The sequence below is a fragment of the Thiomonas bhubaneswarensis genome (assembly GCF_001418255.1).
In the GTDB taxonomy this organism is placed as follows: domain Bacteria; phylum Pseudomonadota; class Gammaproteobacteria; order Burkholderiales; family Burkholderiaceae_C; genus Thiomonas; species Thiomonas bhubaneswarensis.
This window is the reverse complement of sequence record NZ_LIPV01000007.1, coordinates 83,615-105,656: the sequence shown is the minus strand read 5'-3', so window position 1 is coordinate 105,656 and position 22,042 is coordinate 83,615. Positions and strand designations below refer to the sequence as shown.

The following is a 22,042-nucleotide window of genomic DNA, read 5'->3' as shown; positions in this document are numbered from 1 at the left end:
TGAGGGCGGGCCAAGGTGGCGGCCCGTCAGGGGGTTACTTGAAGGTGAACACCTTCCACTGCGCCTGCCCCTCCATGTGGGCCGGATCGGTGTTGGACGAGATGGACGGCGGCACGATGTTGTAGGCAGCGCCGCCATGCAGGGGCTGAACCTGAATGGAAGTGGTCGCTCCGCGCACCTGCTGCTCCTGAATACGCACGGTCCGATCCTGAGTGACGTTCTCGCGCACGAGAGGTTCGGGGAACTTGGGCTTGGGTTGGGTATCCGTCAGTGGTGCAGCAGGCTTGGACTGCGCGTGAGCGACCTGCGGCGGAAAAACGCCGACAAGCAACGACGACACGCCAAGGGCGCAAAGGACTGGAGCGGAGCGGAGCGACTTCATGCGTCGATTTTACGGCGCGCCCGATAATGCGCGGATGAATTCTGACGCGCATTCCGACACCGCCCCCACCCTGCTGCTGGTGGATGGCTCAAGCTACCTCTATCGCGCCTTCCACGCCATGCCCGACCTGCGCGGGCCGGAGGGCCAGCCCACCGGGGCGCTATACGGCATGGTGGCCATGCTGCGCCGCTTGCGCGAGCAGTATCCGGTCGCCAAGGGGTATCGCTACTCCGCCTGCGTGTTCGACGCCAAGGGGTCGACCTTCCGCAACGACATGTACGACCAGTACAAGGCGCATCGCCCGCCGATGCCGCCCGAGCTGGTGGCGCAGATCGAGCCCATTCATGAAGCCGTGCGGCTGATGGGCTGGCCGCTGCTGGAGGTGCCAGGGGTGGAAGCCGACGACGTGATCGGCACCTTGGCCGTGCGGGCGCATGCGCAGGGCATCCGCACCCTGATCTCCACGGGCGACAAAGACATGGCCCAACTGGTCAACGACCACATCACCCTGGTCAACACCATGAGCAACGAGGTGCTCGACGAGGCCGGGGTGCTGGCCAAGTTCGGTGTCGCGCCGAACCGCATCGTGGATTACCTCACCTTGGTCGGCGACGCCGTGGACAACGTGCCGGGCGTGGACAAGGTCGGCCCCAAGACGGCCGCCAAATGGTTGGGCGAGTACGGCTCACTCGACGCCCTGATCGAACATGCCGACGAGGTGCCGGGCGCCGCGGGCAAGAACCTGCGGGCTGCGCTCGACTGGCTGCCCACCGCGCGCAAACTGGTGACCATCCGCACCGACTGCGATCTGGACGGCTACGCACAGTCCTTCGACCGCGATCTGCTTCCCCGGCCAGAGGACGCGCAGGCGCTGCTGCCCTTTTTCACCCGCAACGGCATGCGCCGCTTCAGCGCCGAGATCAAGGCGCAGACCGTGAGCGAGGAAGCCGCCCGGCAGGTGTCACTGCTGGATGACGATCCACCCACAGAAAAGAGTGCGCCCGGGGCGTATGAAACCGTTTTGACCTGGGCGCAGTTCGACGCTTGGCTGGCCCGCATCGACGCGGCCGAACTCACCGCCATCGACACCGAAACCGACTCGCTCGACCCGATGCGTGCGCGATTGGTGGGCATTTCCTTGAGCGTCACGCCTGGCGAGGCCGCCTATCTGCCCCTCGCGCACGCCTACCCCGGGGTGCCGCAGCAGTTGCCGCTGGCCGAGGTGCTCGAACGCCTGCGTCCCTGGCTGGAAAGCGCCGACAAGCCCAAGCTGGGCCAGAACGCCAAGTATGACCGTCATGTGCTGGCCAATGTCGGCGTGACTGTGCGCGGCTATGCGCACGACACCTTGCTGCAAAGCTATGTGCTGGAAGCGCACAAGCCGCACAGCCTCGATAGCCTGGTGAGCCGTCACCTGGGGCGCGACGACACCCTGAGCTATGAGCAGGTCTGCGGCAAGGGCGCCAAGGCCATCACCTTCGATCAGGTCGCCCTCGACGTGGCCACGCGCTATTCGGGTGAAGATGCCGACCTCACCCTGCAGGTGCATCGCAAGCTATGGCCGAGCATCGAGGCGGACGCGGGGCTGGCGCGCATCTACGCCCTGGAGATGCAGGTCAGCGAGATCCTGCAGCGCATCGAGCGCACCGGTGTGCTGGTGGACGGCGATCTGCTGCGGGCACAAAGCGCCGAGCTGGGCGCCAAGATGCAGGCCCTGGAGGCGCAGGCCTTTGATCTGGCCGGAGGGGCTTTCAATCTGGGCAGCCCCAAGCAGATCGGCGAAGTGCTGTTCGACCGCCTGCAACTGCCGGTGCAGAAAAAGACCGCCTCCGGCGCCCCGTCCACCGACGAGGAGGTGCTGGAGAAACTGGCCGAAGACTATCCGCTGCCGCGCGTCATCCTCGACCACCGCAGTCTGTCCAAGCTCAAGAGTACCTACACCGAAAAGCTGCCGCAGATGATCAACCCCGCCACCGGCCGGGTCCACACCAACTACGCCCAGGCCGTGGCCGTCACGGGTCGTCTGGCGTCCAACGATCCCAACCTGCAGAACATTCCGGTACGCACCGCCGAGGGGCGGCGCATCCGCGAGGCTTTCATCGCGCCCAAGGGCTGGCTGATCGCTTCGAGCGACTACTCGCAGATCGAGCTGCGCATCATGGCGCATCTCTCGCAGGACGCCGGGTTGCTTGCCGCCTTCGCCTCGGGGGAGGACATTCACCGCGCCACGGCGGCCGAGATCTTCGGTGTCACGCCGCTGGAAGTCAGCCCCGACCAGCGCCGCATGGCCAAGGTCATCAACTTCGGCCTGATCTACGGCATGAGCGCCTTCGGCCTGGCGCGCAACCTCGGCCTGGAGCGCAGCGCGGCGCAGCTCTACATCGACCGCTACTTCGCGCGTTACCCCGGCGTTGCGGCGTATATGGAGCGCACGCGCAGGCTGGCGGCGGAGCAGGGCTATGTCGAGACCGTGTTCGGCAGGCGGCTGTGGCTGGCCGACATTCACGCCAGCGGGCCACGCCGGGCTGCGGCCGAGCGTGCAGCCATCAACGCGCCCATGCAGGGCACCGCGGCCGACCTCATCAAAATGGCGATGGTCGCCGTCGATACTGCGCTCAGCCGTGAAAAGCTGCGCACCCGCATGGTCATGCAGGTGCATGACGAACTAGTGCTGGAGGTACCCGAGGACGAGACGCACTGGGTGCGCGAGCACATTCCCCGCCTGATGGCCGGTGTGGCTCAGCTCGACGTGCCGCTGCTGGCCGAACTGGGCATGGGCGCCAACTGGGAGCTGGCGCACTGAGCATTGCTGCTCAGACGATGCGCACCTGCAGCGGCGTCAAGCCCTCGATCTCGCCGCGCAGAATCTGGCCGCGGGAGATGGCGCCCACGCCATCGGGCGTGCCGGTGAAGATCAGGTCGCCGGGCTTGAGGGTGAACAGGGTCGAGAGCCGGGCGATGGTCTCGTCCACCGACCAGATCATCTGTTCCAGCCGCCCCTGCTGACGCACGGTGCCATCGACCGACAGTGCAATGGTGCCGGTCATGGGCGGAGCGTCGGTCTGGCGCGGGGTGATCGGGCCGACGGGCGCCGACTGATCGAAGGCCTTGCCGATTTCCCACGGGCGGCCTTGCGCCTTCATCTGGCCCTGCAGATCGCGCCGGGTCAGGTCGAGGCCGACGGCGTAGCCGTAGATGTGCGCGGCAGCCTGATCCACCGCAATGTCGCGCCCGGCCTTGCCGAGGGCGACGACGAGCTCGATTTCATGGTGCAGCTCGTGAGTGGCGCTCGGGTAGGCGATGTCGCCGGTGTGCCCGGCTGGTACGGCGATCACCGCATCCGTATCGCCCGGCTTGCAGAAGAAGAACGGCGGCTCGCGGGTCGGGTCGGAACCCATCTCGCGGGCGTGGGCGGCGTAATTGCGTCCGACGCAATACACCCGGCGCACCGGATAGGTCTGGGCGCTGCCCACGATCGGCAGCAGGGCGGGGGAGTGGGGCGGGAAGACGGTCTGCATGGCGTTGGCGTAAGAACAACAGAGACCAGTGTAGGCGGCGCAAACACTCGCGAACGGGGTTCTCCCGTGGCATTCACCGTCTGTTACAGCTGCGTGGATCGCGTTTCACACGCATGCTTGATGCAAGTCAGAACGCACGCTTAGGATTTAAGGAATGATAAAAATTCCTATTTACATCCGTATTCGTGCCCTAGAATGAGACCCGCGCTTCTTACCGCTGGTTATCGCCTACCGCCATCCTGCTCTGCCATGTCCATCCATTCTCAAACCATGTCCCTGGCGCAACTCATGCCGGGTCAGTGCGCCGAAGTCGTCGAAGTCGACGGCGGGCGCGCCATGACGCAGCGCATGCTCATGCTCGGCATCCGCCGCGGCACCGGGCTGTGCGTGGTGCAGGGGCCGAGCAAGCGCGGGGTGGTCGTGCGCGTCGGCGGCGCCCGCATCGCCCTGGGGCACGGGGTGACCGAGCGGATTCGCGTGCAGCCTGCAAATCTGCGCGCAGGAGTCGTGGCATGAGCGCCTGTCACGACAGCGGCTGCGCGCCCAAGACCCGACATGGGCAGAGCGGACGGCAGGTCGTTGCCCTGGCGGGCAACCCCAACTGCGGCAAGACCACCATCTTCAATCTGCTGACGGGCGCGCATCAGCATGTGGGCAACTGGCCCGGCGTGACGGTGGAGCGCCGCGAGGGTTCGGCCAGTGTGGGCGAGCGAAAACTGTCGGTGGTCGATCTGCCCGGTGTTTACAGCCTGCTCGGCGGCGGCGGGGTGGATCAGCGTGTCGCGCGGGAGTATCTGCTGGGCGAAGAGGTCGATCTGGTGGTCAACATCGTCGATGCCTCCAATCTGGAACGCCATCTGGCGCTGACGGCCGAACTGCTCGAAGTCGGCAAGCCCATGGTGCTGGCGCTGAACATGATCGACGAAGCCCAGGCGCTGGGGCTGGAGCCGCAGGTTCAGGTGCTGTCCGAGCGGCTGGGCATTCCGGTGGTGGCCCTGGTTGCCCGCAAGGGGCGAGGCCGCAAGGAACTGCTCCAGGCCATCGATACTGCCCTGAGCGAGGGCGCGGTGCCGCAGGCGCCCGGCTACGGAGCGGCGGTGACGCAGGCGCTGGAGACCGTGGCAGCCGCGCTGCCCGGCGCGCAGGCCAGCATGGCGGCGCGACGAATCGAGGCCCTGCGTCTGCTGCAGGATCTGGCCGAGCCGCCGACAGCCGCATTGCAGGCCGTGGTGCGGCGCGAACAAGCAGCGGTGGAGTCGGCCGAGGGCGAAGCGGCGGTGGACTGCATCGCCGCCGCGCGCTTCGGCTGGGCGCACGAGGTGGCGTCCGCCGCGCTGCAGCGACGTGGTGAGCCGGGTCTGCGTCAGCGCGTCACCGAGGTGCTCGACCGCGTGGTGCTCAACGAGTGGCTGGGCGTGCCGATTTTTCTGTTGGTGCTCTACCTCGTGTTCGTGGTGAGCTTCTCGGGCGGCAACATCTTTCTCGACTTTTTCGATCAGGCGTCGTCGGCCTTGCTGATCGGGGGCGTCGGTCATGTGCTGCTGCAACTTGGCCTGCCCGACTGGGTGGTGCAGGTGGTGGCGGGAGGCGTGGGCGGCGGGCTGAATCTGGTTATTGCCTTCATTCCGCCGATCGGCCTGACCTTCCTCTTTCTCGCCCTGCTCGACGATTCGGGCTATATGGCGCGCGCCGCCTACGCGATGGACCGCTTCATGCGGCGCATGGGGCTGCCGGGCAATGCCCTCGTGCCCATGGTCATCGGCTTCGGTTGCAATGTGCCGGCCATTATGGGTTCGCGCATCATCGAAGATCCGCGCGGGCGGGCGCTGACGGTGCTGATGCAACCCTTCATGTCCTGCTCGGCGCGGCTGACCATCTACATGGCCTTCGCCGTGGTGTTCTTCCGCGACAACGGTGGGCAGGTGGTGTTTCTGCTCTACGTGCTCGGCATCGTGGTGGCCCTGCTGACGGCGTGGTTGCTGGGGCGCACCGCCATGAAGGGCGAGCCCATGCCCTTTGTCATGGAACTGCCGCCCTACCGCCTGCCCAGCGTGCGCAGCGTGGTGCTGCAAAGCTGGCAGCGGCTGAAGGTCTTCATCTTCCGCGTGGGCAAGGTGATCGCCGCCATCGGCCTGGTGCTGTTCATCCTTCCCGGCATCGGCTGGACCAGCCAGGGGCTGAAAACCACGGACATCGATCATTCCCTGCTCGCGCAGGGCAGCAGGGCGCTCACGCCGCTGTTCGAACCCATGGGCATCACCCGCGACAACTGGCCGGCTGTTTCGGGCCTGATCGCGGGTGCGGCGGCCAAGGAAGTGGTGATCGGCACCCTCAACGGCATCTACCAGCGCCAGCAGGCGGCCGACGCGATGGAGACCTATCGCCACCCCGACGTGCTCAACAAACTGGGCGCGGCCGTGATGACCATTCCCGACAACGCCAAGACCTTTTTCAGCACCCTGACCGACCCGCTGGGCCTGCACGATCTGAGCTCCGCCAAGGACGCTGAGACGGCCTCGGGTGCCACCAACGAAACCCTGGCGGGGCTTGCCGCCGCGTTCACTCCGCTTTCGGCCTTCGCCTACCTGGTGTTCGTGCTGCTTTACGTGCCCTGCGCCAGCACCATGGGCGCGTTGCGCCGCGAAGTGGGCTGGGGTTGGATGATGTTCTCCATCGCCTACGGCATCGGGCTGGCCTGGGGCGCGGCCACGGTGATCTACCAAGTGGGCACGTTCGCGCAGCATCCGCTCAGTTCGGCCGGGTGGATAGGCGGGTGTCTGCTGGCCTTCGCCCTGTTGGTAATCGGCCTTCGGCAGTATGGCAACCGTGGCGGCCTGGGTTCGACCTCGGCTCTGGAAGGTGCATCGGCATGAGCATGGCGCTGTTCGCCGTGCGCGATGCGCTCAAGGCGCGGCAGATGGCCACGCCTGCGCAGATTGCCGCGGATCTGCAACTGCCGACGGGCACGGTACAAGACATGCTCGCCCATTGGGTGCGACGGGGGCTGGCGGCTGAGGTCGCATCGGCGCCCGAGGGACGAAGCTGCGGCAGCGGCGCCTGCAACACATGCGGCCAGTGCGCCGCGCCGTCACCGGCCCAGGTGCTCTACGTCTGGCAGGGCTTGGGCAAACCTCAATCGGCTCCTCGCCCGGTGATTCCTCTGCGCCCCGCGGCCTGACCCTTATCACGGCGCACACCGGTGCGTCGCTGCAAGGTTTTGCTCCAGGGTCTAGGCTTTCTCTGCTGTCTTTGTTGCGCGCCAATCGGTGCGCGCTTCGTTTATTGACCGGAGAGTCCCATGCACACCCCCATGATCTATCGCCACCTCGGCCGCAGTGGCCTGCAAGTCAGTCTGTTCTCGCTCGGTTCCTGGGTGACGTTCCACAACCAGATCGATGCTTCCGGAGTGCGCGAAATGATGGCTGCCGCGCGAGATGCCGGTGTCAATTTTTTCGACAACGCCGAGGTCTATGCCAATGGCCAGAGCGAGCGCCTGATGGGCGAGGCGCTGGCGCAGCTCAAGTGGCACCGGCTTGATTACGTGGTTTCGAGCAAATTCTTCTGGGGCCTGGACGCTGGCACCGCCGAGAAGCCGCGGATCAACGGCCGCAACACCCTCAACCGCAAATACCTGATGCAGGCGGTGGACGGCAGTCTGCAGCGCCTCAAGCTCGATTTCATCGACCTGATCTACTGCCACCGCCCCGATCCGCATACCCCGATCGAGGAGACCGTCTGGGCGATGCACAACATCATCGAGCAGGGCAAGGCGCTCTATTGGGGCACCAGCGAGTGGAGCGCCGACGAAATCCGCGCCGCCTACGACATCGCGCAGCAGCATCACCTGCACAAGCCGGTGATGGAGCAGCCGCAGTACCACCTGTTTCACCGTTCGCGGGTGGAGCGCGAGTATGCGCGGCTCTATGACGACATGGGGCTCGGGCTCACCACTTGGAGCCCGTTGGCCTCGGGTCTGCTGACAGGCAAATACCGCCACGGCGCGCCTGCGGGCAGTCGAGGCGCGATGCAGAGCGTGAGCTTTCTGCGCGATGGTCTGCTCGATGCCGACCGCAACGCCGCCGTGCAGCGCTTCGAGACCATTGCGCAGCAACTGGGTTGCAGCGTGGCCCAGCTCGCCTTGGCCTGGGTGGCGCACTACCCGAGGGTGAGTTCGGTGATTCTGGGCGCGTCGAAGTTGTCGCAACTGGAGGAAAACCTGGGGGCGCTGGGCGTACTGCCCAAGCTCACCCCAGAGGTGCTCAGCCAGATGGACGCGATCTCGGCACCGCTGGCGGCTTGATCGGCCGCCATCCGGCCTCTCAAGGCGCCGTTTCACGCTCCAGCGCGCTCAGCCAGCGCAGGGCGTGCTCGCGCTCATCGCCGCACATCTCGGCGGTGGGCTGCAGGCCGCTGCAACAGGCGGGGCGTTCCGGTTTGCCGAACAGGGCGCAGCGCAGATCGTCCAGTAGCTGCACGCAAGGCACGCCTGCAGGCTTGCCCTGGGGCATGCCGGGAATGGGGCTGCTGATCGACGGTGCGATGCAACAGGCCGCGCAGCCCGGCCTGCACTCAGCCGCGCTTGAGGTGTGACCCGGCACGTCGATCAGCCGAACAGCTTGTGGGTGACTTCGGCAACGTGCTTGCCCTGATAGCGGGCGATGTCGAGTTCGTTCGCGCTGGGCTGGCGGCTGCCGTCGCCCTTGCTCAGCGTGGTGGCGCCGTAGGGCGTGCCGCCGGTGATTTCGTCCATGTTCAGCAGACCGCCGCAGGCGTAGGGCACGCCCACGATGACCATGCCGTGATGCAGCAGGGTGGTGTGGAACGAGGTGAGGGTGGTTTCCTGCCCGCCATGCTGCGTGGCGGTGCTGGCGAACACGCTGCCGACCTTGCCGACCAGCTTGCCCTGCTGCCAAAGTGCACCGGTCTGGTCGAGGAAGTTGCGCATCTGTCCGCACATATTGCCGAAGCGCGTGGGCGTGCCGAAGATGATCGCGTCGTAGTCCGCCAGATCGTCAGGCTTGGCGATGGGAGCCGCCTGATCGGTCTTGGCATGGATGGCGGCCAGCGTTTCGGTCGGCATGGTCTCGGGCACGCGCTTGATGTCCACGGTGCAGCCCGCAACGGCGCGCGCACCCTCGGCAACGGCCTGTGCCATGGTCTCCACATGGCCCCAGGTGCTGTAGTAGAGGACAAGAATTTTTGCCATTTCTGATTTCTCCTGATGATGGGTTTGTGCAAGCAAGACAGGCCGATTCGGCGCTGTCTGTGGCATTGTGGTCGGGTGGCGGCGTTTTTGCAGAATGGGGGAGATCGCGCGGGGCCGGGCCGTTCAGACGGCCGGGTCTTCGCCCAGGTGCTCGGCCAGAAAGTCCACCAGCGCCCGCACGGCCGGCAGCAGCCCCCGGCGCGATGCGAATACCGCGTGGATGATTTCAGGCCGCGGCGCCCAGCCCGGCAGCACATGGCTGAGCTGGCCCGCGGCGAGTTGCGCCTGCACCATCATCAACGGAAGCTGCACGATGCCTGCGCCGGCCATGGCCGCCTCACGCAGCGCGGGCATGCTCGACGAGACCAGCCGCGGCTGATGTCGAACCTGGGCCTGCTCCCCTTCAGGGCCATGCAGATCCCAAACCTGGGTCACCCCGAGCTGGCTGCCCAGGGCCAGGCTAGGCAGTCCGGACAGATCGGGCGGGGTCAGAGGCACCTGCGTGCGCTGGAGCAGGGCCGGGCTGGCCACCAGCACCTGCAGACGTTCGCCCAGCGTGCGTAGCACCAAATCGCTGTCGTCGAGCGGGGGCGGGCGCACGCGCAGGGCCACGTCGATGCCTTCGGCCACCACGTCCACGCGCCGGTTGGTGGCATCGAGCTGCAGTTGCACTTGCGGGTAGCGCACCATGAAGTCCGCGACCAGGGCGCCGACCTGAGCATCGAGCAGAGCGACGGGACAGGTCATGCGCACCGCACCGCAAGGCTCGGCGCGGGTTCGCGCAATGGCCTCGTCCGCAGCCTCGGCCTCGACCAGCATGGCCTTGCAATGGGTGTAGTAAGTCTGCCCGATTTCAGTGACCATGAAGCTGCGCGTGGTGCGCTGAATCAACCGGGTGCCCAGGCGCGCTTCGAGCAGCGCGATGCGGCGGCTCAGTCTGGACTTGGGCATGCCCAGCGCCCGCCCGGCCGGCGCGAAGCCGCCGTGCTCGACCACCTGAGTGAAGTAATACAAATCGTTGAGATCGCGCATGGTCGTATTGTTCCACCAGTGAGACGATGATGGCGAAAAATGCGACTACCTAAGTCATCGTTGCGCACCTATTCTCACTGCACGACGAAGCCGGTGCTTCGAATTTCAGGAGAGAAAGTGATGAAAACCCTCCAAGGCGTTTACAGCAACCCCCGGCAGCACTGGGTGGGCGACGGCTTTCCGGTGCGTTCGCTCTTCAGTTACAACACCCACGGCAAGCATCTGAGCCCCTTCCTGCTGCTCGATTACGCCGGGCCTGCGCAGTTCGAGCCTGCAGCCAGACCGCGCGGCGTGGGCACTCATCCGCATCGCGGTTTCGAGACCGTGACCATCGTCTATCAGGGCGAAGTCGATCACCGCGACTCCACGGGCGCCGGGGGCCACATCGGCCCGGGTGACGTGCAGTGGATGACGGCGGGCGGAGGCATTCTGCACGACGAGTTCCACTCGCAGGCGTTCACCGAACGCGGCGGCACGCTGGAGATGGTGCAGCTCTGGGTCAACCTTCCGGCTCGCGACAAAAGGGTCAGGCCGGGCTACCAGACCCTGCTCAACGCCGACATCCCCGATGTCGCGCTGCCCGGCGGGGCAGGGCGGGTGCGCGTGATCGCCGGGGCCTACGCCGGACACCAGGGCCCGGCGCGCACTTTCACACCGATGGACGTGTGGGACGTGCGGCTGACCGCGGGCGCGCAGACGCGCTTCGACATCGCCGCCGGGCGCACGCTGGCGCTGGTGGTGCTGCACGGCGCCGTGAAGGTGAACGGCGAGGCGGTGGTGCGCGCGTCGCACTTCGCTCAGCTCAGCCGCGAAGGCGAGGGCGTGTTGGTGGAGGCGCAGGAAGATGCTACCGTGCTGCTGCTCAGTGGCGAGCCGATCGACGAGCCCATCGTCGGCTACGGCCCCTTCGTGATGAACACCGAAGCCGAGATCGTGCAGGCGATGAACGACTTCAACAGCGGCCGCTTCGGCAGCATTGCGGCATGAGCCGACCGGCCCTGGAGCGATCCGGGGTCGGCCTTGTCTGACACCACCCGGAGTTCGATCCCCATGAACAGTCTGCGACTTCTCATCCTCCCCGGCAGCGTGCGCGCCGGTGCTCTCAGCGGCCGACTAGCCGCCAGCGCTGCGAACCTGGCACCGGCCTGCGGCATGCAGCCCCGCCTGTTCGACCTGCGCGCACTGGCGCTGCCGCTGTACGACGGCGATCTCGAAGCGGCGCAGGGCGTGCCCGCGGGCGCGCTGGCCCTGCGCGCAGCCCTGATCGACAGCGACGCCGTGCTTGTGGTCACACCGGAATACAACGGCTTTCCAACCCCTCTGGTGATCAACGCCTTCGACTGGCTGTCGCGCATTCCCGCGGGCGAGCAGCCGGCCGGGCTGGCGGTCACGGCGAACAAGCCGGTGGCGCTGCTCTCGTCCTCGCCGGGGGCACTGGGCGGGCTGCGGGCGATGAATGCGCTGCGGCAATACCTGCAGATGGCCTTTGCCATGCTGGTGATTCCGCAGCAATACGCCCTGGGCCGCGCGCACGAAGCCTTCGACGAGCAGGGCGCCCTGCGCGATCCCCGCGCCGCGCAAGGTGTGCAGGGCGTGCTCGATGCCCTGGCAGGGCTGGCGCGGGCCTTGCAAAAGGACTGATACGCGGCACGGCGCTGTCGCAGCGTTGACATCTGGCGCGGTCAAAATGCTAGGGGCCATCCCGCATCAAGATGAACCGACCCGACGCACCCCAACGCCACATTGCCGTGCGCACCAACCTGCTGCTGGTTGCAGGCGGCGTCGGCCTGAATCTCTGGCTATGGCTGGGGCTGCCGTTGGCGCTGCCCAATGCCCCGCTTCTGGCGTGGACGTTGCTCCCGCTGGTACTGGCCACCACCACGCTGTGGTCGGTGATGCACGAAGGCATTCACGCCGTGCTGCACCCGCGCCGTGCGGTCAATGATGCGCTCTCCCGATTGCTGGCAATCGGCTTTCCCGCGCCGTTTGCGGTGCTGCGCTTTGGGCATCTGAAACATCACCAGTTCAATCGCACCGCGCTCGACCGCACCGAGGTGTACGACCCCGCAGAGAACCGCTCCGCCGTGGTTCGCGTGCGTTATTACCTGCATCTGCTCGGTGGGCTTTACTTCGGCGAAGTGGCTGCGCTGCTGCTGGTCTGGCTGCCCCGCCAGGCGGTGCTGGCCTTGCTGCGGCGCCTGCCGACCGAAGAAGGCCTGCCCGCCCTGACCGACAGCGTGCAGCGCCAGTTGCTCACGCCCGAGGTGCTGCGCACGATGCGCATCGACAGCCTGTTGTCGTTCGCGCTCATCGCGACCGGCAGCGTCCTGTACCTGCAGACCGGGGCGCTGTGGCTGCTCGTGCTCGCGCTGATGGGGCGCGGACTGCTGATCTCGCTTACCGACAACGCCTACCACTACGCCACCCCCTTGCATGCGCCGGGGGACGACGTGCGCCATGCCCTCAACCTGCGCTTGCCACGCTGGGCCTCGCGGCTGATCCTGCATTTCAACCTGCATGCGGTGCACCATCGCCATCCCGCCCTGCCGTGGAACGCGCTGCCCGCCGCCGCGCAGCCCGGCGAGATGCATGGGGCGCCGGCCTATCTGCGTGCGCTGCTGCGCCAATTGCGCGGCCCCTTGCCCTTGCAGACTCTGCCCAGAAGAGCGGACATGCCGACTCATCGCACTCGGCCGTTGGGGTGACGCAACGGCGCGACGGGCGTCGGCTGCCGCCAGCGTGTCGCGCAAGTGTCACTGAGTTTTCACGAAAATTTCATAAAAAGCGAGGCCGTCTTTCGGCCTCACGCCGACCCGCGCCCGTTCCATGCTGACCTCACCTTCCAGCCTGCCCGATTTCCAGGCCATCCTGCTCGATCGACTGTTGCGCGATCACGCGCTGAGCGTGGTGTTTCAACCCATTGCGGATTTGCGCGGACGGGTGATCCACGGCTTCGAGGCGCTGGTTCGAGGGCCTGAGGGGACGCCGTTGCACGCGCCCGCTGCGCTGTTCGCCGCGGCGCGGGAACTCGGTCGCCTGGCCGAACTCGACCGGCGCTGCGTGCTGACCGCGCTGGAGACCTTTTCCCGCCAGGCGCTTCCGGGCTTGCTGTTTCTCAACGTGAGCCAGACCCTGTTCGACGCAGGTTGGCTGTCGAGCGAGGACATGCTCGACCACCTGCAGAGCCTTGGACTGGAGCCGTCGCGGCTGGTGTTCGAGCTTCTGGAGACCGACGATCTGCAGGTGGACACCCGTGCGTTCGAGGAAGCGCAGACCCTCAACCGTCTGGGCTTCGCGCTCGCGCTGGACGATATCGGCCAGGGCTACGGCCGACTGCGCCTGTGGCAGCGCCTGCAGCCCCGCTACCTCAAGATCGACCGCGAGTTCATCGATGGCATGGCGGAAGACCCGATCAAGTCGGCCTTCGTGCGCTCGGTGCTGACTCTGGCCGAGGCCAGCCGTTCCTGGGTCATCGCTGAGGGCGTGGAACACCTGCGCGATCTGCAGGCGCTGCGTGCAGCCGGGGTGCCGATGGCGCAGGGCTACGCCATCGCCCGGCCGGTGGCGCAACCGGCGCTCGACCTGAATCATGTCGTGGTCGAGGCGGTGGAAGGCGCTAAGCCAGGCAGCCCGATGCGCGCAACGCAGACCAGCATCGAGCGCTCAGCGCTGGGTCTGGCGCGGGCCATCGCTCCGGTGGCGCCGCAGACCCGGCTGGAGGAACTGCTACGCCGCTTTGACAAGCAGCCGGACCTGATGTCAGTGCCCGTGGTCGATGCTCAGGGCATGGCGCTGGGCATACTCAACCGCTACGTGCTGGCCGATCGGCTGTGGCGTCCGCATGTGCGCGACCTGCTGGGCAACAAGCCCTGCGCGCTGGTGATGAGCAGCGACGTGCTGCGGCTGGACATCAAAAGCTCGCTGCAACAGGCCAGCGACCTGATCGCCGATTCCAGCTATCGCCATGCCACCGAGGGCGTGCTGATGACCGAAAACGGCCACTACCGTGGCCTGCTCCTGGTCGGCGATCTGCTGCGACTGGTCACCGAATTCCAGATGCAGGCCGCGCGCTATGCCAACCCGCTGTCGCTGCTGCCGGGCAATGTGCCGATCAACGACCACATCGACCGCCTGCTCGAACGCGAGATCGCCTTCACGGCGGCCTACTGCGATCTCGACCACTTCAAGCCCTTCAACGACGCCTACGGCTATCGGATGGGCGACGAACTCATTCTGCAAGTGGCCAAGGCCTTGCAGGCGGTGTTTTCCGGCGCGGAGGATTTCGTCGGCCATGTCGGCGGAGACGATTTCATCGTGCTGGGGCTGGGCGAGGACATGCCCGAGCGGCTGCGGGCGGCACTGCAGCGTTTCGACCAGGATTCGCGCTGCTGCTTCACCGACGATGCGCTGAAAAAGGGTGGCTACGAGGCGGAGAACCGCCGTGGTGAACGCCAGTTCTTCACCCTGCCTACCCTGTCGATCGGCGCGCTGCAGGTGCAGCCCGGCACGTTCGAGTCGCACCGCGAACTGGCGGCGGTGCTGGTGGAGCTGAAAAAGGCCGCCAAGCAGACCCCGGGGCACAGTCTGTTCATCGACCGTCGCAGTTATACCGCAGGTCGGCAGTTACCCGGCCTTGGCAGCGCCTATACTGCGCCCGAGCTTGTCGGAGCGCCGGGCGAAATTCCCGGCTGAGACTGCGTAACGCAGAATCCGCTGAACCTGATCGGGCTAGGGGAGCGATCTCCAACCCGCGTAGGAAACCAGGCACCGGTGCAACGGCAGGCATTCATCCATCCCCGGAGGAACCATGTCTGCTCTGCCCGAATCCCGCTACAAGGTGGACGCCGCCGATCTCAGCGCGCGCATCACCCGATCCCCCTTCGCCCAGTCCCGCAAGATCTATCTGCAAGGCAGCCGCGCCGATCTGCGCGTGCCCATGCGCGAGGTCTCTCTTGCCGACACCCCGGCGCTGTTCGGGGTGGAGAAGAACGCGCCCATGGCGCTGTACGACACCTCCGGCCCTTACACCGATCCGCAGGTGGATATCGACCTCACCCGTGGCCTGCCCGCGCTGCGCGCGGCGTGGATCGCCGAACGCGGCGATACCGAACGTCTGGATTCCTTCAGTTCCGAGACCACGCGCCACCACAACGCCGATGCCGCGCTGGATGCGGTGCGCTTCCCGCATCTGCCGCTGCCGCGCCGGGCCAAAGCCGGGGCCAACGTCACGCAGATGCACTACGCGCGCCGCGGCATCATCACCCCGGAGATGGAGTTCATCGCCCTCCGCGAGAACCAGCGCCTGGACGCGCTCACCGACGCCGGGCTGCTCAAGCAGCATCCGGGCCAGAGCTTCGGCGCCAGCATTCCCGCGCGCATCACCCCCGAGTTCGTGCGCGACGAGGTGGCCCGCGGCCGCGCCATCATCCCCAACAACATCAACCACCCGGAGAGCGAGCCGATGATCATTGGCCGCAACTTCCTGGTGAAGATCAACGCCAACATCGGCAATTCCGCGGTCACGAGTTCCATTGCCGAAGAAGTGGAAAAGATGGTCTGGGCCATCCGCTGGGGCGCGGACACGGTGATGGATCTCTCCACCGGCAAGCACATCCATGAGACGCGCGAGTGGATTCTGCGCAACTCGCCGGTGCCCATCGGCACCGTGCCGATCTACCAGGCGCTGGAGAAGGTGGGTGGCGTGGCCGAAGACCTCACCTGGGAGCTGTTCCGCGACACGCTCATCGAGCAGGCCGAGCAGGGCGTGGACTATTTCACCATCCACGCCGGCGTGCGTCTGCCGTTCGTGCCGCTGGCGGCCAAGCGCGTCACCGGCATCGTCTCGCGCGGCGGTTCGATCATGGCCAAGTGGTGCCTGGCGCACCACAAGGAGAGCTTCCTCTACGAGCACTTCGAGGACATCTGTGACATCATGAAGGCCTACGACGTGGCCTTCAGCCTGGGCGACGGCCTGCGCCCAGGCTCGATCGCCGATGCCAACGACGAGGCCCAGTTCGCCGAACTCGACACCCTGGGCGAACTTACGCAGATCGCCTGGAAACACGATGTGCAGGTGATGATCGAAGGCCCCGGCCACGTGCCCATGCAGCTCATCAAGGAGAACATGGACCGGCAGCTGGAGAAGTGCGGCGAGGCGCCGTTCTACACCCTGGGGCCGCTGACCACCGACATCGCGCCCGGCTACGACCACATCACCAGCGCCATCGGCGCGGCGATGATCGGCTGGTATGGCACCGCCATGCTCTGCTACGTCACGCCCAAGGAGCACCTCGGCCTGCCCGACAAGCAGGACGTGCGCGACGGCATCGTCACCTACAAGATCGCCGCGCATGCTGCGGACCTCGCCAAGGGCCACCCCGGTGCGCAGGCGCGCGACAACGCGCTGAGCAAGGCGCGCTTCGAGTTCCGCTGGGACGACCAGTTCAACCTCGGCCTCGACCCGGAAAAGGCCAAGGAATTCCACGACGAGACCTTGCCGAAAGAGGCGCACAAGACTGCGCACTTCTGCTCCATGTGCGGGCCGAAGTTCTGCTCGATGAAGATCACCCAGGAAGTGCGTGACTACGCTGCGGGCAAGGGCGTGAAGACCGAGCTTGCGGTGGAAGCCGGCATGGCCGAGATGGCCGAGCAGTTCCGCGCGGGTGGTGGCGAGGTGTATGTGAGCGTGCCCGTGCCCGGCGCGCGTGCGCCGCAACCGGCCGACAAGGCATGACCATGGTGGCGAAGCGCACCGCGCATGTCGCCATCGCCGGGGCCGGGCTGGCCGGGCGGCTGCTGGCGTGGCGGCTGTTGGGCGCCGGGGTGGCGGTCAGCCAGATCGACAGCCGCGCCCGTGACGACCGCGACCTCGCCGCTGGCGTGGCCGCGGCCATGCTCGCACCGTATGCGGAACTGGTGGTGAGCGATGCCGAGCTGTTCGCGCTGGGCGAGCAGTCGCTGGCGCTGTGGCCGCAGTGGCTCGCCGAGCTGCAGGCGCAGACCGGGCAGGCGGTGGACTTTCATCAGCAAGGCTCGCTGGTGGTGGCGCATGCTCCCGATCATCCGGGGTTGGCGCACTATGCCGATCTGATCCGCTACCGCCTGCCTGCCGACAAGCGCGATGCGGTGAAAAGCCTCGACGCGGCGGCCGTCGCCGCGCTCGAACCGGCGTTCGCCGGGCGTTTCGACCGCGGTCTGTGGCTGCCCCTTGAAGGGCAACTCGACAACGGCCAATTGCTCAACGCCCTGCAACTCGCCATCGCTCAAGGCATGGCCCAGACCGGCGGGCAATGGCTGGAGCGCACCACCGTGGCAAGCGTGGACGCGCACAGCGTGCACACCACCGACGGCCAGGCGATCGAGGCCGACACCGTGGTGGACTGCCGCGGCGTGGCCGCAGACTGGCCCGGGCTGCGCGGCGTGCGCGGCGAGGTGCTCACGGTGCATTGCCCGCAGGTGGTGCTGCAGCGGCCGGTGCGGCTCATCCACCCGCGCTACATGCTCTACATCGTGCCGCGCGCCGAAGGGCGCTTCGTCATCGGCGCCACCGAGCTGGAGTCGCAAGACACCGGGCCGGTCACCGTGCGCTCGATGCTCGAACTCGCCAGTGCGCTTTACAGCGTGCACCCGGCGTTTGGCGAGGCGCACATCGTGCGCGCTGCCACCAGCCTGCGCCCGGCCACCGACGACCATCAGCCCGTATGGGCGCAGCGCGACGGTGTCTGGCACTTGAACGGGCTGTACCGCCATGGATTTCTCGTCGCGCCGGCCATGGTGCAAAAGGCCGAGCGCACCTTGCTCAACGCGCTGGCGAGCGACGCCGCGCATGCTGTGGAGATGAGCCGATGAGCCCGTCCTCGACCGAACCCCGATCCGCCTTGCCCTTGCAACTCAATGGCCAGGCCCTGGCCACCCATTGCGCCACACTGGCCGAGTTGCTCGCCGAGCATGGTTACGACACGACCCGGGCCATGGCCTGCGCCGTGAACCAGCAGTTCGTACCGCGAGACCGCTGGGCCGAAAAAAAGCTCCAGGCCGACGATCACATCGAGGTCGTCTGCCCCGTGGTGGGAGGCTGAGATGGACGGGAACGATTCGACGCCAGGCACCATGAACCCACCCTTTGCAGGCTCGCCCCTGCTGACGCAGCCCGATCCGTTGCAGGTGGGCGGCGTGTCGCTGAACAGCCGCCTGTTTCTCGGCACGGCGCGCTATCCGTCGCCCAGCGTGCTGGCCGATGCCGTCATGGCCGCGCAGACCGAGGTGCTCACCGTGTCGCTTCGGCGTCTGGCACCGCAGAGCCAGGCCGGGCAGCCCTGGTGGCAACGCATTCGCTCGCTCGGGTGTCACCTGCTGCCCAACACCGCGGGCTGCCACAGCGCCGACGAAGCCGTCACGCTGGCTCATATGGCGCGAGAGATCTTCGACACGCCCTGGATCAAGCTCGAAGTCATCGGCGACGACTACACCCTGCAGCCCGATCCCTGGGGCACCGTGGCGGCGGCGCAGACTCTGGTGCGCGAGGGCTTTGCCGTGTTTGCCTACACCACCGACGATCTCGTGACGGCGATGAAGCTGCGAGACGCCGGGGTGGCCGCCATCATGCCCTGGGCCGCACCCATCGGCACCGGCGCCGGGCCGCGCAACCTGCCGGCGCTGCGCACCCTGCGCGAGCGCCTGCCCGACAGCGTGCTGGTGGTCGATGCCGGCATCGGCACGCCCCACCATGCCGCGCAGGTGATGGAACTGGGCTATGACGCCGTGCTGGTCAACACCGCCGTGGCCGAGGCTGGTGACCCCGTGGCCATGGCGCGCGCTTTTGCCCTGGGCGTGCAGGCTGGCCGCCTGGCCCACCGCGCGCTGCCCATGCGCACCCGCGAGGTGGCCCAGGCCTCGACGCCCATGGTGGGCGTGCCGTTCTGGCACCAGACGGGAAGCTGAGCATGGAAAGAGGACGTGTCGAAGCCTTCAGCGATGGCGTGTTCGCCATCATTATCACCATCATGGTGCTCGAACTGAAAGTGCCGCATGGCGAGCAAGTCGAAGCCTTGCTGCCGCTCTGGCCGGTCTTTCTCAGCTATGTGCTCAGCTTCGTCTACGTGGGCATTTACTGGAACAACCACCACCACATGTTTCACGCATCCGACAAGGTGAACGGTGGCGTGCTGTGGGCCAACCTGCACCTGCTGTTCTGGCTGTCGCTGTTTCCCTTCGTCACCGGCTGGATGGGCGAGAACCACTTCGCCGCATGGCCCGCTGCGGTCTACGGCGTGGTCTTGCTCATGGCGGCGCTGGCCTACTGGATGCTGAAAAACACCTTGATCGCGGCGCAGGGCGTGCATTCGCTGCTGCAGCGCGCTGTGGGGCGGGATTGGAAGGGCAAGCTGTCGCCCGTGCTCTATGTCGTGGGCATTGGACTCACGCTGTGGCAGCCGTGGCTGTCACTCGCGCTTTACGTGGCCGTGGCCTTGCTCTGGCTGGTGCCCGATCGCCGCATCGAGCGCTCGCTCATTGGGCACTGACCCCATGTTCAGCCGCGCTGTCTGCGTCCGGCCCGGTCATGCGACCGGACGCAAGGGCCAAGGCTCAGGGCCGGTCGTAACGGTTGCCGTTGTCAGGCCGACCGTGACCATGTCCATTTCCGTGGCCGTTACCGTGGCCTTCACCCGGGCGCTGATCGGGGTAATGGCCGGGAGGACCGCCTTGAGGACCATGTTGCGGCGGGCCTGGGCGATAGGGCGAGCCCTCTGGCCCGGGCCGAACGCCGCCCTCGGCACGAAACCGCTTCCAGTGCGGATCACGGTCGTAGCGCTGCGCGCGGTACTGGGCACGCTCCCAGTCGTGGTCGCGGAACTTGCGCAGTCCAGGAGGGATGCGCTTGGCAGGATGCCATGGGCCGCCGTAATGCGGGCCGGTGTACCAGCGCCCGCCGCTGTTGTAGTAGTACACCCCGCCGAGGAAAAACAAGGGCTGCGACACGCCAAGTGCGACATAGCCGCTGAACTCGGGCAGCCACACCATGGTCGGCGGCGCGGCCACGACCACGGGCGGGGGTGCATAGACGGGCTGCGGAGCCACATACACGGGCGGTGGCGGAGGCGGCGTGCCTATGGTGAACTGCACGCTGACGGGAGGGCCTTCGGCGTGTGCAGGCAATGCCCATGCACACGTGCTCAGGAGGAGAGAGGAGACTACGAGATGAGGTTTCATGGGGATTCCAACGCGAGGTCAGACGAAACGTTGACAGCGGAGTTGCGCTGCGGTGTGTAAGCCCAGGGTAACAAAACAACGGAATCGATCCCGCGCGACATCCTTACACTGCAGCGAACAGGGAGAATTCGAACATGACAACAACCCCTTATCTCCTCACCATTGCCGGCCACGACCCCGCAGGAGGCGCCGGACTCGCAGCGGATCTGGCGACCTGGCGAGCCTTGGGCTGGCGCGGTGCCAGCATCGTCACGGCCATGACGGCGCAGAACTCCTACGGCGCGCAGGCCGTGCAGGCGGCCGAGGTCGGCATCGTGCGCGACAGCCTGCGCACCCTGCTCGCAGACGGCGAGCCCGCCGCGGTCAAGATCGGCATGATCGGTCATCCCGCCGTGGCCGAGGAGGTGGCGCAGTTCGTCGAGTCTCGTCAGTGCCCGGTGGTGTGGGATCCGCAACTGACCTTGGTCGGCGGCGCCGAGCCCTGGACCAAGGCGCAAGGCGGCGGGCTGGCCATGCGTCTGGCCCAGCGCGCCGATCTCATCACGCCCAATCGTGCCGAAGCCAGCGCCTTGCTCGATCTGCCGGTGTGGGACATGGGGCCGCCTCCAGCCGCCTGGGTCACCGCCATCCGCAGTCGCTGGCTCGAAGCCGGTGCGCCCCACCGCACCGTGGTGGTCAAGGGCGGCAATGCCTGGGGCGCGCACAGCACCGACTGGGTCATCACCCGCAGCACGGTGCTGCCGCTGGTCAGCCGTCGCCTGCCGCGCAGCGCGCAGGGGTCGGGTTGCGTGCATGCAAGCGTGTGCGCGGCGCGTTTGGCCGAGGGCTGGAGTGTGCTCGATGCCGCAGCAGAGGCTCAGTTGCGTGTGCACGCGGGGATCGATCAGGCGATCGCCGCCGGGCCGGGGCGGCCGATGACCCGTACCGACGCCCGGGCCGACAGCGACGATCTGCCGTGGCAGCCCCTGCCTGGGCAGTCCGAAGAGGCGTCTCCCGATTTCGCCCGACTTTCGGGGCAGATCGGCTTCTATCCCGTCGTACCCGACGCCGACTGGGTGCTGCGGCTGCTGGAGTGGGGCGTCTGCACCATTCAGCTTCGCATCAAGGAGCTTGAGGGCGCCGCGCTGCGCATGCAGATCCGCACGGCGGTGCAGGCCGCACGCGAGGTGCCGGGCACGCAGCTCTTCATCAACGATCATTGGCGCGAGGCCATCGAGGTCGGTGCCTACGGCGTGCATCTCGGGCAGGATGACGTGCACACCGCCGACCTGCCTGCCATTCATGTGGCCGGGCTGCGTCTCGGCCTGAGCACCCACACGCCTGCCGAAATGGCGCGCGCCCACGCCCTGCGGCCGTCGTACATCGCCCTCGGGCCGGTCTTTCCCACCACGCTCAAGGCCATGCCCTATCGGCCGCTGGGACTGGAGCGGCTGGCCCAGTGGCGGCAGTGGCTGTCGCCGCGTTACCCGGCGGTCGCCATTGGCGGCATCGGCCTCGATCAGATGGCTGCCGTGCGCGCCACGGGCGTGTCGGGCGCTGCGGTGGTCAGCGCGGTGACGCAGGCGGTCAACCCGCGACTCGCCGTACGCGAGGCGCTGCACGTCTGGCCCGCCTGCGCTGACGAGGCGGTGGCGCAGGCGATGGTCTGAAGCCTCACTGTTGGTGCTTTACGACTCAAAGATTAAATTTCTCTGA

Annotated in this window: 21 protein-coding genes and 1 riboswitch; of the genes, 15 read left to right on the top strand and 6 right to left on the bottom strand. The window is 66.9% G+C overall.

Annotated features, from left to right (window positions below; translation table 11 throughout):
* Window positions 1-34: 34 nt before the first annotated feature.
* Window positions 35-382, bottom strand: coding sequence for a hypothetical protein (locus tag ASC45_RS10570; protein ID WP_055451001.1), 348 nt, complete (start codon window positions 380-382; stop codon window positions 35-37).
* A gap of 34 nt (window positions 383-416) precedes the next feature.
* Between ASC45_RS10570 and polA the strand changes: the two genes are divergently transcribed.
* Window positions 417-3,185: a DNA polymerase I gene (polA, locus tag ASC45_RS10565; RefSeq protein WP_055451000.1), complete on the top strand. Its 2,769-nt coding sequence runs from the start codon at window positions 417-419 to the stop codon at window positions 3,183-3,185.
* 10 nt (window positions 3,186-3,195) lie between these two features.
* Here the strand turns inward: polA and ASC45_RS10560 are convergent, their stop codons facing one another.
* On the bottom strand, window positions 3,196-3,900 hold the full coding sequence (locus tag ASC45_RS10560) for a fumarylacetoacetate hydrolase family protein (RefSeq protein ID WP_055450999.1): 705 nt from the start codon (window positions 3,898-3,900) through the stop codon (window positions 3,196-3,198).
* 249 nt (window positions 3,901-4,149) lie between these two features.
* Here ASC45_RS10560 and ASC45_RS10555 point away from each other — a divergent pair, with 249 nt between their 5' ends.
* From ASC45_RS10555 to ASC45_RS10540, 4 genes are all read left to right on the top strand, one after another.
* Window positions 4,150-4,416 carry a FeoA family protein gene (locus tag ASC45_RS10555; protein ID WP_055450998.1) on the top strand — a complete coding sequence of 89 codons (267 nt, stop codon included), beginning with the start codon at window positions 4,150-4,152 and terminating at the stop codon, window positions 4,414-4,416.
* The gene (gene feoB / locus ASC45_RS10550; RefSeq protein ID WP_055450997.1) at window positions 4,413-6,773 is read left to right on the top strand and encodes a Fe(2+) transporter permease subunit FeoB; all 2,361 of its coding nucleotides are present in this window, start codon (window positions 4,413-4,415) and stop codon (window positions 6,771-6,773) included. The genes ASC45_RS10555 and feoB overlap by 4 nt, the downstream gene beginning before the upstream one ends.
* Window positions 6,770-7,078 carry a FeoC-like transcriptional regulator gene (locus ASC45_RS10545; protein WP_055450996.1) on the top strand — a complete coding sequence of 103 codons (309 nt, stop codon included), beginning with the start codon at window positions 6,770-6,772 and terminating at the stop codon, window positions 7,076-7,078. The genes feoB and ASC45_RS10545 overlap by 4 nt, the downstream gene beginning before the upstream one ends.
* 132 nt (window positions 7,079-7,210) lie before the next feature.
* The gene (locus tag ASC45_RS10540) at window positions 7,211-8,200 is read left to right on the top strand and encodes a potassium channel beta subunit family protein (RefSeq protein WP_055451096.1); all 990 of its coding nucleotides are present in this window, start codon (window positions 7,211-7,213) and stop codon (window positions 8,198-8,200) included.
* 19 nt (window positions 8,201-8,219) lie between these two features.
* Here ASC45_RS10540 and ASC45_RS10535 read toward each other — a convergent pair whose 3' ends face one another.
* From ASC45_RS10535 to ASC45_RS10525, 3 genes are all read right to left on the bottom strand, one after another.
* Complete coding sequence (locus tag ASC45_RS10535) at window positions 8,220-8,498, bottom strand: YkgJ family cysteine cluster protein (protein WP_072243038.1); 279 nt, start codon at window positions 8,496-8,498, stop codon at window positions 8,220-8,222.
* 5 nt (window positions 8,499-8,503) lie between these two features.
* Window positions 8,504-9,106: an NAD(P)H:quinone oxidoreductase gene (wrbA, locus tag ASC45_RS10530; RefSeq protein ID WP_055450995.1), complete on the bottom strand. Its 603-nt coding sequence runs from the start codon at window positions 9,104-9,106 to the stop codon at window positions 8,504-8,506.
* Window positions 9,107-9,229: 123 nt separating this feature from the next.
* Window positions 9,230-10,138 (bottom strand): LysR family transcriptional regulator, encoded by a 909-nt coding sequence (locus ASC45_RS10525; RefSeq protein WP_055450994.1) that lies wholly within the window; start codon window positions 10,136-10,138, stop codon window positions 9,230-9,232.
* A gap of 120 nt (window positions 10,139-10,258) precedes the next feature.
* Between ASC45_RS10525 and ASC45_RS10520 the strand changes: the two genes are divergently transcribed.
* The 9 genes from ASC45_RS10520 (at window position 10,259) to ASC45_RS10480 (ending at window position 19,659) form a co-directional block, all read left to right on the top strand.
* On the top strand, window positions 10,259-11,125 hold the full coding sequence (locus ASC45_RS10520) for a pirin family protein (RefSeq protein ID WP_055450993.1): 867 nt from the start codon (window positions 10,259-10,261) through the stop codon (window positions 11,123-11,125).
* A 63-nt stretch (window positions 11,126-11,188) separates the two neighbouring features.
* Window positions 11,189-11,779, top strand: coding sequence for an NADPH-dependent FMN reductase (locus tag ASC45_RS10515; RefSeq protein WP_055450992.1), 591 nt, complete (start codon window positions 11,189-11,191; stop codon window positions 11,777-11,779).
* Between the two features lie 71 nt (window positions 11,780-11,850).
* On the top strand, window positions 11,851-12,843 hold the full coding sequence (locus tag ASC45_RS10510) for a fatty acid desaturase family protein (RefSeq protein WP_055450991.1): 993 nt from the start codon (window positions 11,851-11,853) through the stop codon (window positions 12,841-12,843).
* A 121-nt stretch (window positions 12,844-12,964) separates the two neighbouring features.
* Window positions 12,965-14,830 (top strand): bifunctional diguanylate cyclase/phosphodiesterase, encoded by a 1,866-nt coding sequence (locus ASC45_RS10505; RefSeq protein WP_156346982.1) that lies wholly within the window; start codon window positions 12,965-12,967, stop codon window positions 14,828-14,830.
* Window positions 14,793-14,914, top strand: a riboswitch (TPP riboswitch). It overlaps the preceding gene by 38 nt.
* Window positions 14,915-14,945: 31 nt before the next feature.
* Entirely contained in the window at window positions 14,946-16,871 is a 1,926-nt protein-coding gene (gene thiC, locus ASC45_RS10500) for a phosphomethylpyrimidine synthase ThiC (RefSeq protein WP_055450990.1), read from the top strand.
* 2 nt (window positions 16,872-16,873) lie between these two features.
* A complete protein-coding gene (gene thiO / locus ASC45_RS10495) occupies window positions 16,874-17,986 on the top strand; it encodes a glycine oxidase ThiO (protein ID WP_055450989.1) in 1,113 nt (370 codons plus the stop codon).
* Complete coding sequence (gene thiS, locus ASC45_RS10490; protein WP_055450988.1) at window positions 17,983-18,216, top strand: sulfur carrier protein ThiS; 234 nt, start codon at window positions 17,983-17,985, stop codon at window positions 18,214-18,216. The genes thiO and thiS overlap by 4 nt, the downstream gene beginning before the upstream one ends.
* Before the next feature lie 31 nt (window positions 18,217-18,247).
* Window positions 18,248-19,078, top strand: coding sequence for a thiazole synthase (locus tag ASC45_RS10485; RefSeq protein ID WP_141655774.1), 831 nt, complete (start codon window positions 18,248-18,250; stop codon window positions 19,076-19,078).
* A 2-nt stretch (window positions 19,079-19,080) separates the two neighbouring features.
* Window positions 19,081-19,659, top strand: coding sequence for a TMEM175 family protein (locus tag ASC45_RS10480; RefSeq protein ID WP_055450986.1), 579 nt, complete (start codon window positions 19,081-19,083; stop codon window positions 19,657-19,659).
* Window positions 19,660-19,723: 64 nt separating this feature from the next.
* Here ASC45_RS10480 and ASC45_RS10475 read toward each other — a convergent pair whose 3' ends face one another.
* Window positions 19,724-20,293 carry a hypothetical protein gene (locus tag ASC45_RS10475; protein ID WP_245610027.1) on the bottom strand — a complete coding sequence of 190 codons (570 nt, stop codon included), beginning with the start codon at window positions 20,291-20,293 and terminating at the stop codon, window positions 19,724-19,726.
* 188 nt (window positions 20,294-20,481) lie between these two features.
* On the opposite strand from ASC45_RS10475, the gene ASC45_RS10470 reads away from it, so the two are divergent.
* Window positions 20,482-21,996 (top strand): bifunctional hydroxymethylpyrimidine kinase/phosphomethylpyrimidine kinase, encoded by a 1,515-nt coding sequence (locus ASC45_RS10470; protein WP_055450984.1) that lies wholly within the window; start codon window positions 20,482-20,484, stop codon window positions 21,994-21,996.
* Window positions 21,997-22,042 lie beyond the last annotated feature (46 nt).

What these genes read in the sequence shown, in the direction of transcription:
- thiO (WP_055450989.1), top strand. Translation starts at nt 16,874, where the DNA reads ATGGTGGCGAAGCGCACCGCGCATGTCGCCATCGCCGGGGCCGGGCTG.
- ASC45_RS10505 (WP_156346982.1), top strand. Translation starts at nt 12,965, where the DNA reads ATGCTGACCTCACCTTCCAGCCTGCCCGATTTCCAGGCCATCCTGCTC.
- ASC45_RS10555 (WP_055450998.1), top strand. Translation starts at nt 4,150, where the DNA reads ATGTCCATCCATTCTCAAACCATGTCCCTGGCGCAACTCATGCCGGGT.
- ASC45_RS10510 (WP_055450991.1), top strand. Translation starts at nt 11,851, where the DNA reads ATGAACCGACCCGACGCACCCCAACGCCACATTGCCGTGCGCACCAAC.
- ASC45_RS10570 (WP_055451001.1), bottom strand. Translation starts at nt 382, where the DNA reads ATGAAGTCGCTCCGCTCCGCTCCAGTCCTTTGCGCCCTTGGCGTGTCG.
- ASC45_RS10545 (WP_055450996.1), top strand. Translation starts at nt 6,770, where the DNA reads ATGAGCATGGCGCTGTTCGCCGTGCGCGATGCGCTCAAGGCGCGGCAG.
- thiC (WP_055450990.1), top strand. Translation starts at nt 14,946, where the DNA reads ATGTCTGCTCTGCCCGAATCCCGCTACAAGGTGGACGCCGCCGATCTC.
- polA (WP_055451000.1), top strand. Translation starts at nt 417, where the DNA reads ATGAATTCTGACGCGCATTCCGACACCGCCCCCACCCTGCTGCTGGTG.
- feoB (WP_055450997.1), top strand. Translation starts at nt 4,413, where the DNA reads ATGAGCGCCTGTCACGACAGCGGCTGCGCGCCCAAGACCCGACATGGG.
- ASC45_RS10515 (WP_055450992.1), top strand. Translation starts at nt 11,189, where the DNA reads ATGAACAGTCTGCGACTTCTCATCCTCCCCGGCAGCGTGCGCGCCGGT.
- ASC45_RS10470 (WP_055450984.1), top strand. Translation starts at nt 20,482, where the DNA reads ATGACAACAACCCCTTATCTCCTCACCATTGCCGGCCACGACCCCGCA.
- ASC45_RS10525 (WP_055450994.1), bottom strand. Translation starts at nt 10,138, where the DNA reads ATGCGCGATCTCAACGATTTGTATTACTTCACTCAGGTGGTCGAGCAC.
- ASC45_RS10480 (WP_055450986.1), top strand. Translation starts at nt 19,081, where the DNA reads ATGGAAAGAGGACGTGTCGAAGCCTTCAGCGATGGCGTGTTCGCCATC.
- ASC45_RS10485 (WP_141655774.1), top strand. Translation starts at nt 18,248, where the DNA reads ATGAACCCACCCTTTGCAGGCTCGCCCCTGCTGACGCAGCCCGATCCG.
- thiS (WP_055450988.1), top strand. Translation starts at nt 17,983, where the DNA reads ATGAGCCCGTCCTCGACCGAACCCCGATCCGCCTTGCCCTTGCAACTC.
- ASC45_RS10520 (WP_055450993.1), top strand. Translation starts at nt 10,259, where the DNA reads ATGAAAACCCTCCAAGGCGTTTACAGCAACCCCCGGCAGCACTGGGTG.
- ASC45_RS10560 (WP_055450999.1), bottom strand. Translation starts at nt 3,900, where the DNA reads ATGCAGACCGTCTTCCCGCCCCACTCCCCCGCCCTGCTGCCGATCGTG.
- wrbA (WP_055450995.1), bottom strand. Translation starts at nt 9,106, where the DNA reads ATGGCAAAAATTCTTGTCCTCTACTACAGCACCTGGGGCCATGTGGAG.
- ASC45_RS10540 (WP_055451096.1), top strand. Translation starts at nt 7,211, where the DNA reads ATGATCTATCGCCACCTCGGCCGCAGTGGCCTGCAAGTCAGTCTGTTC.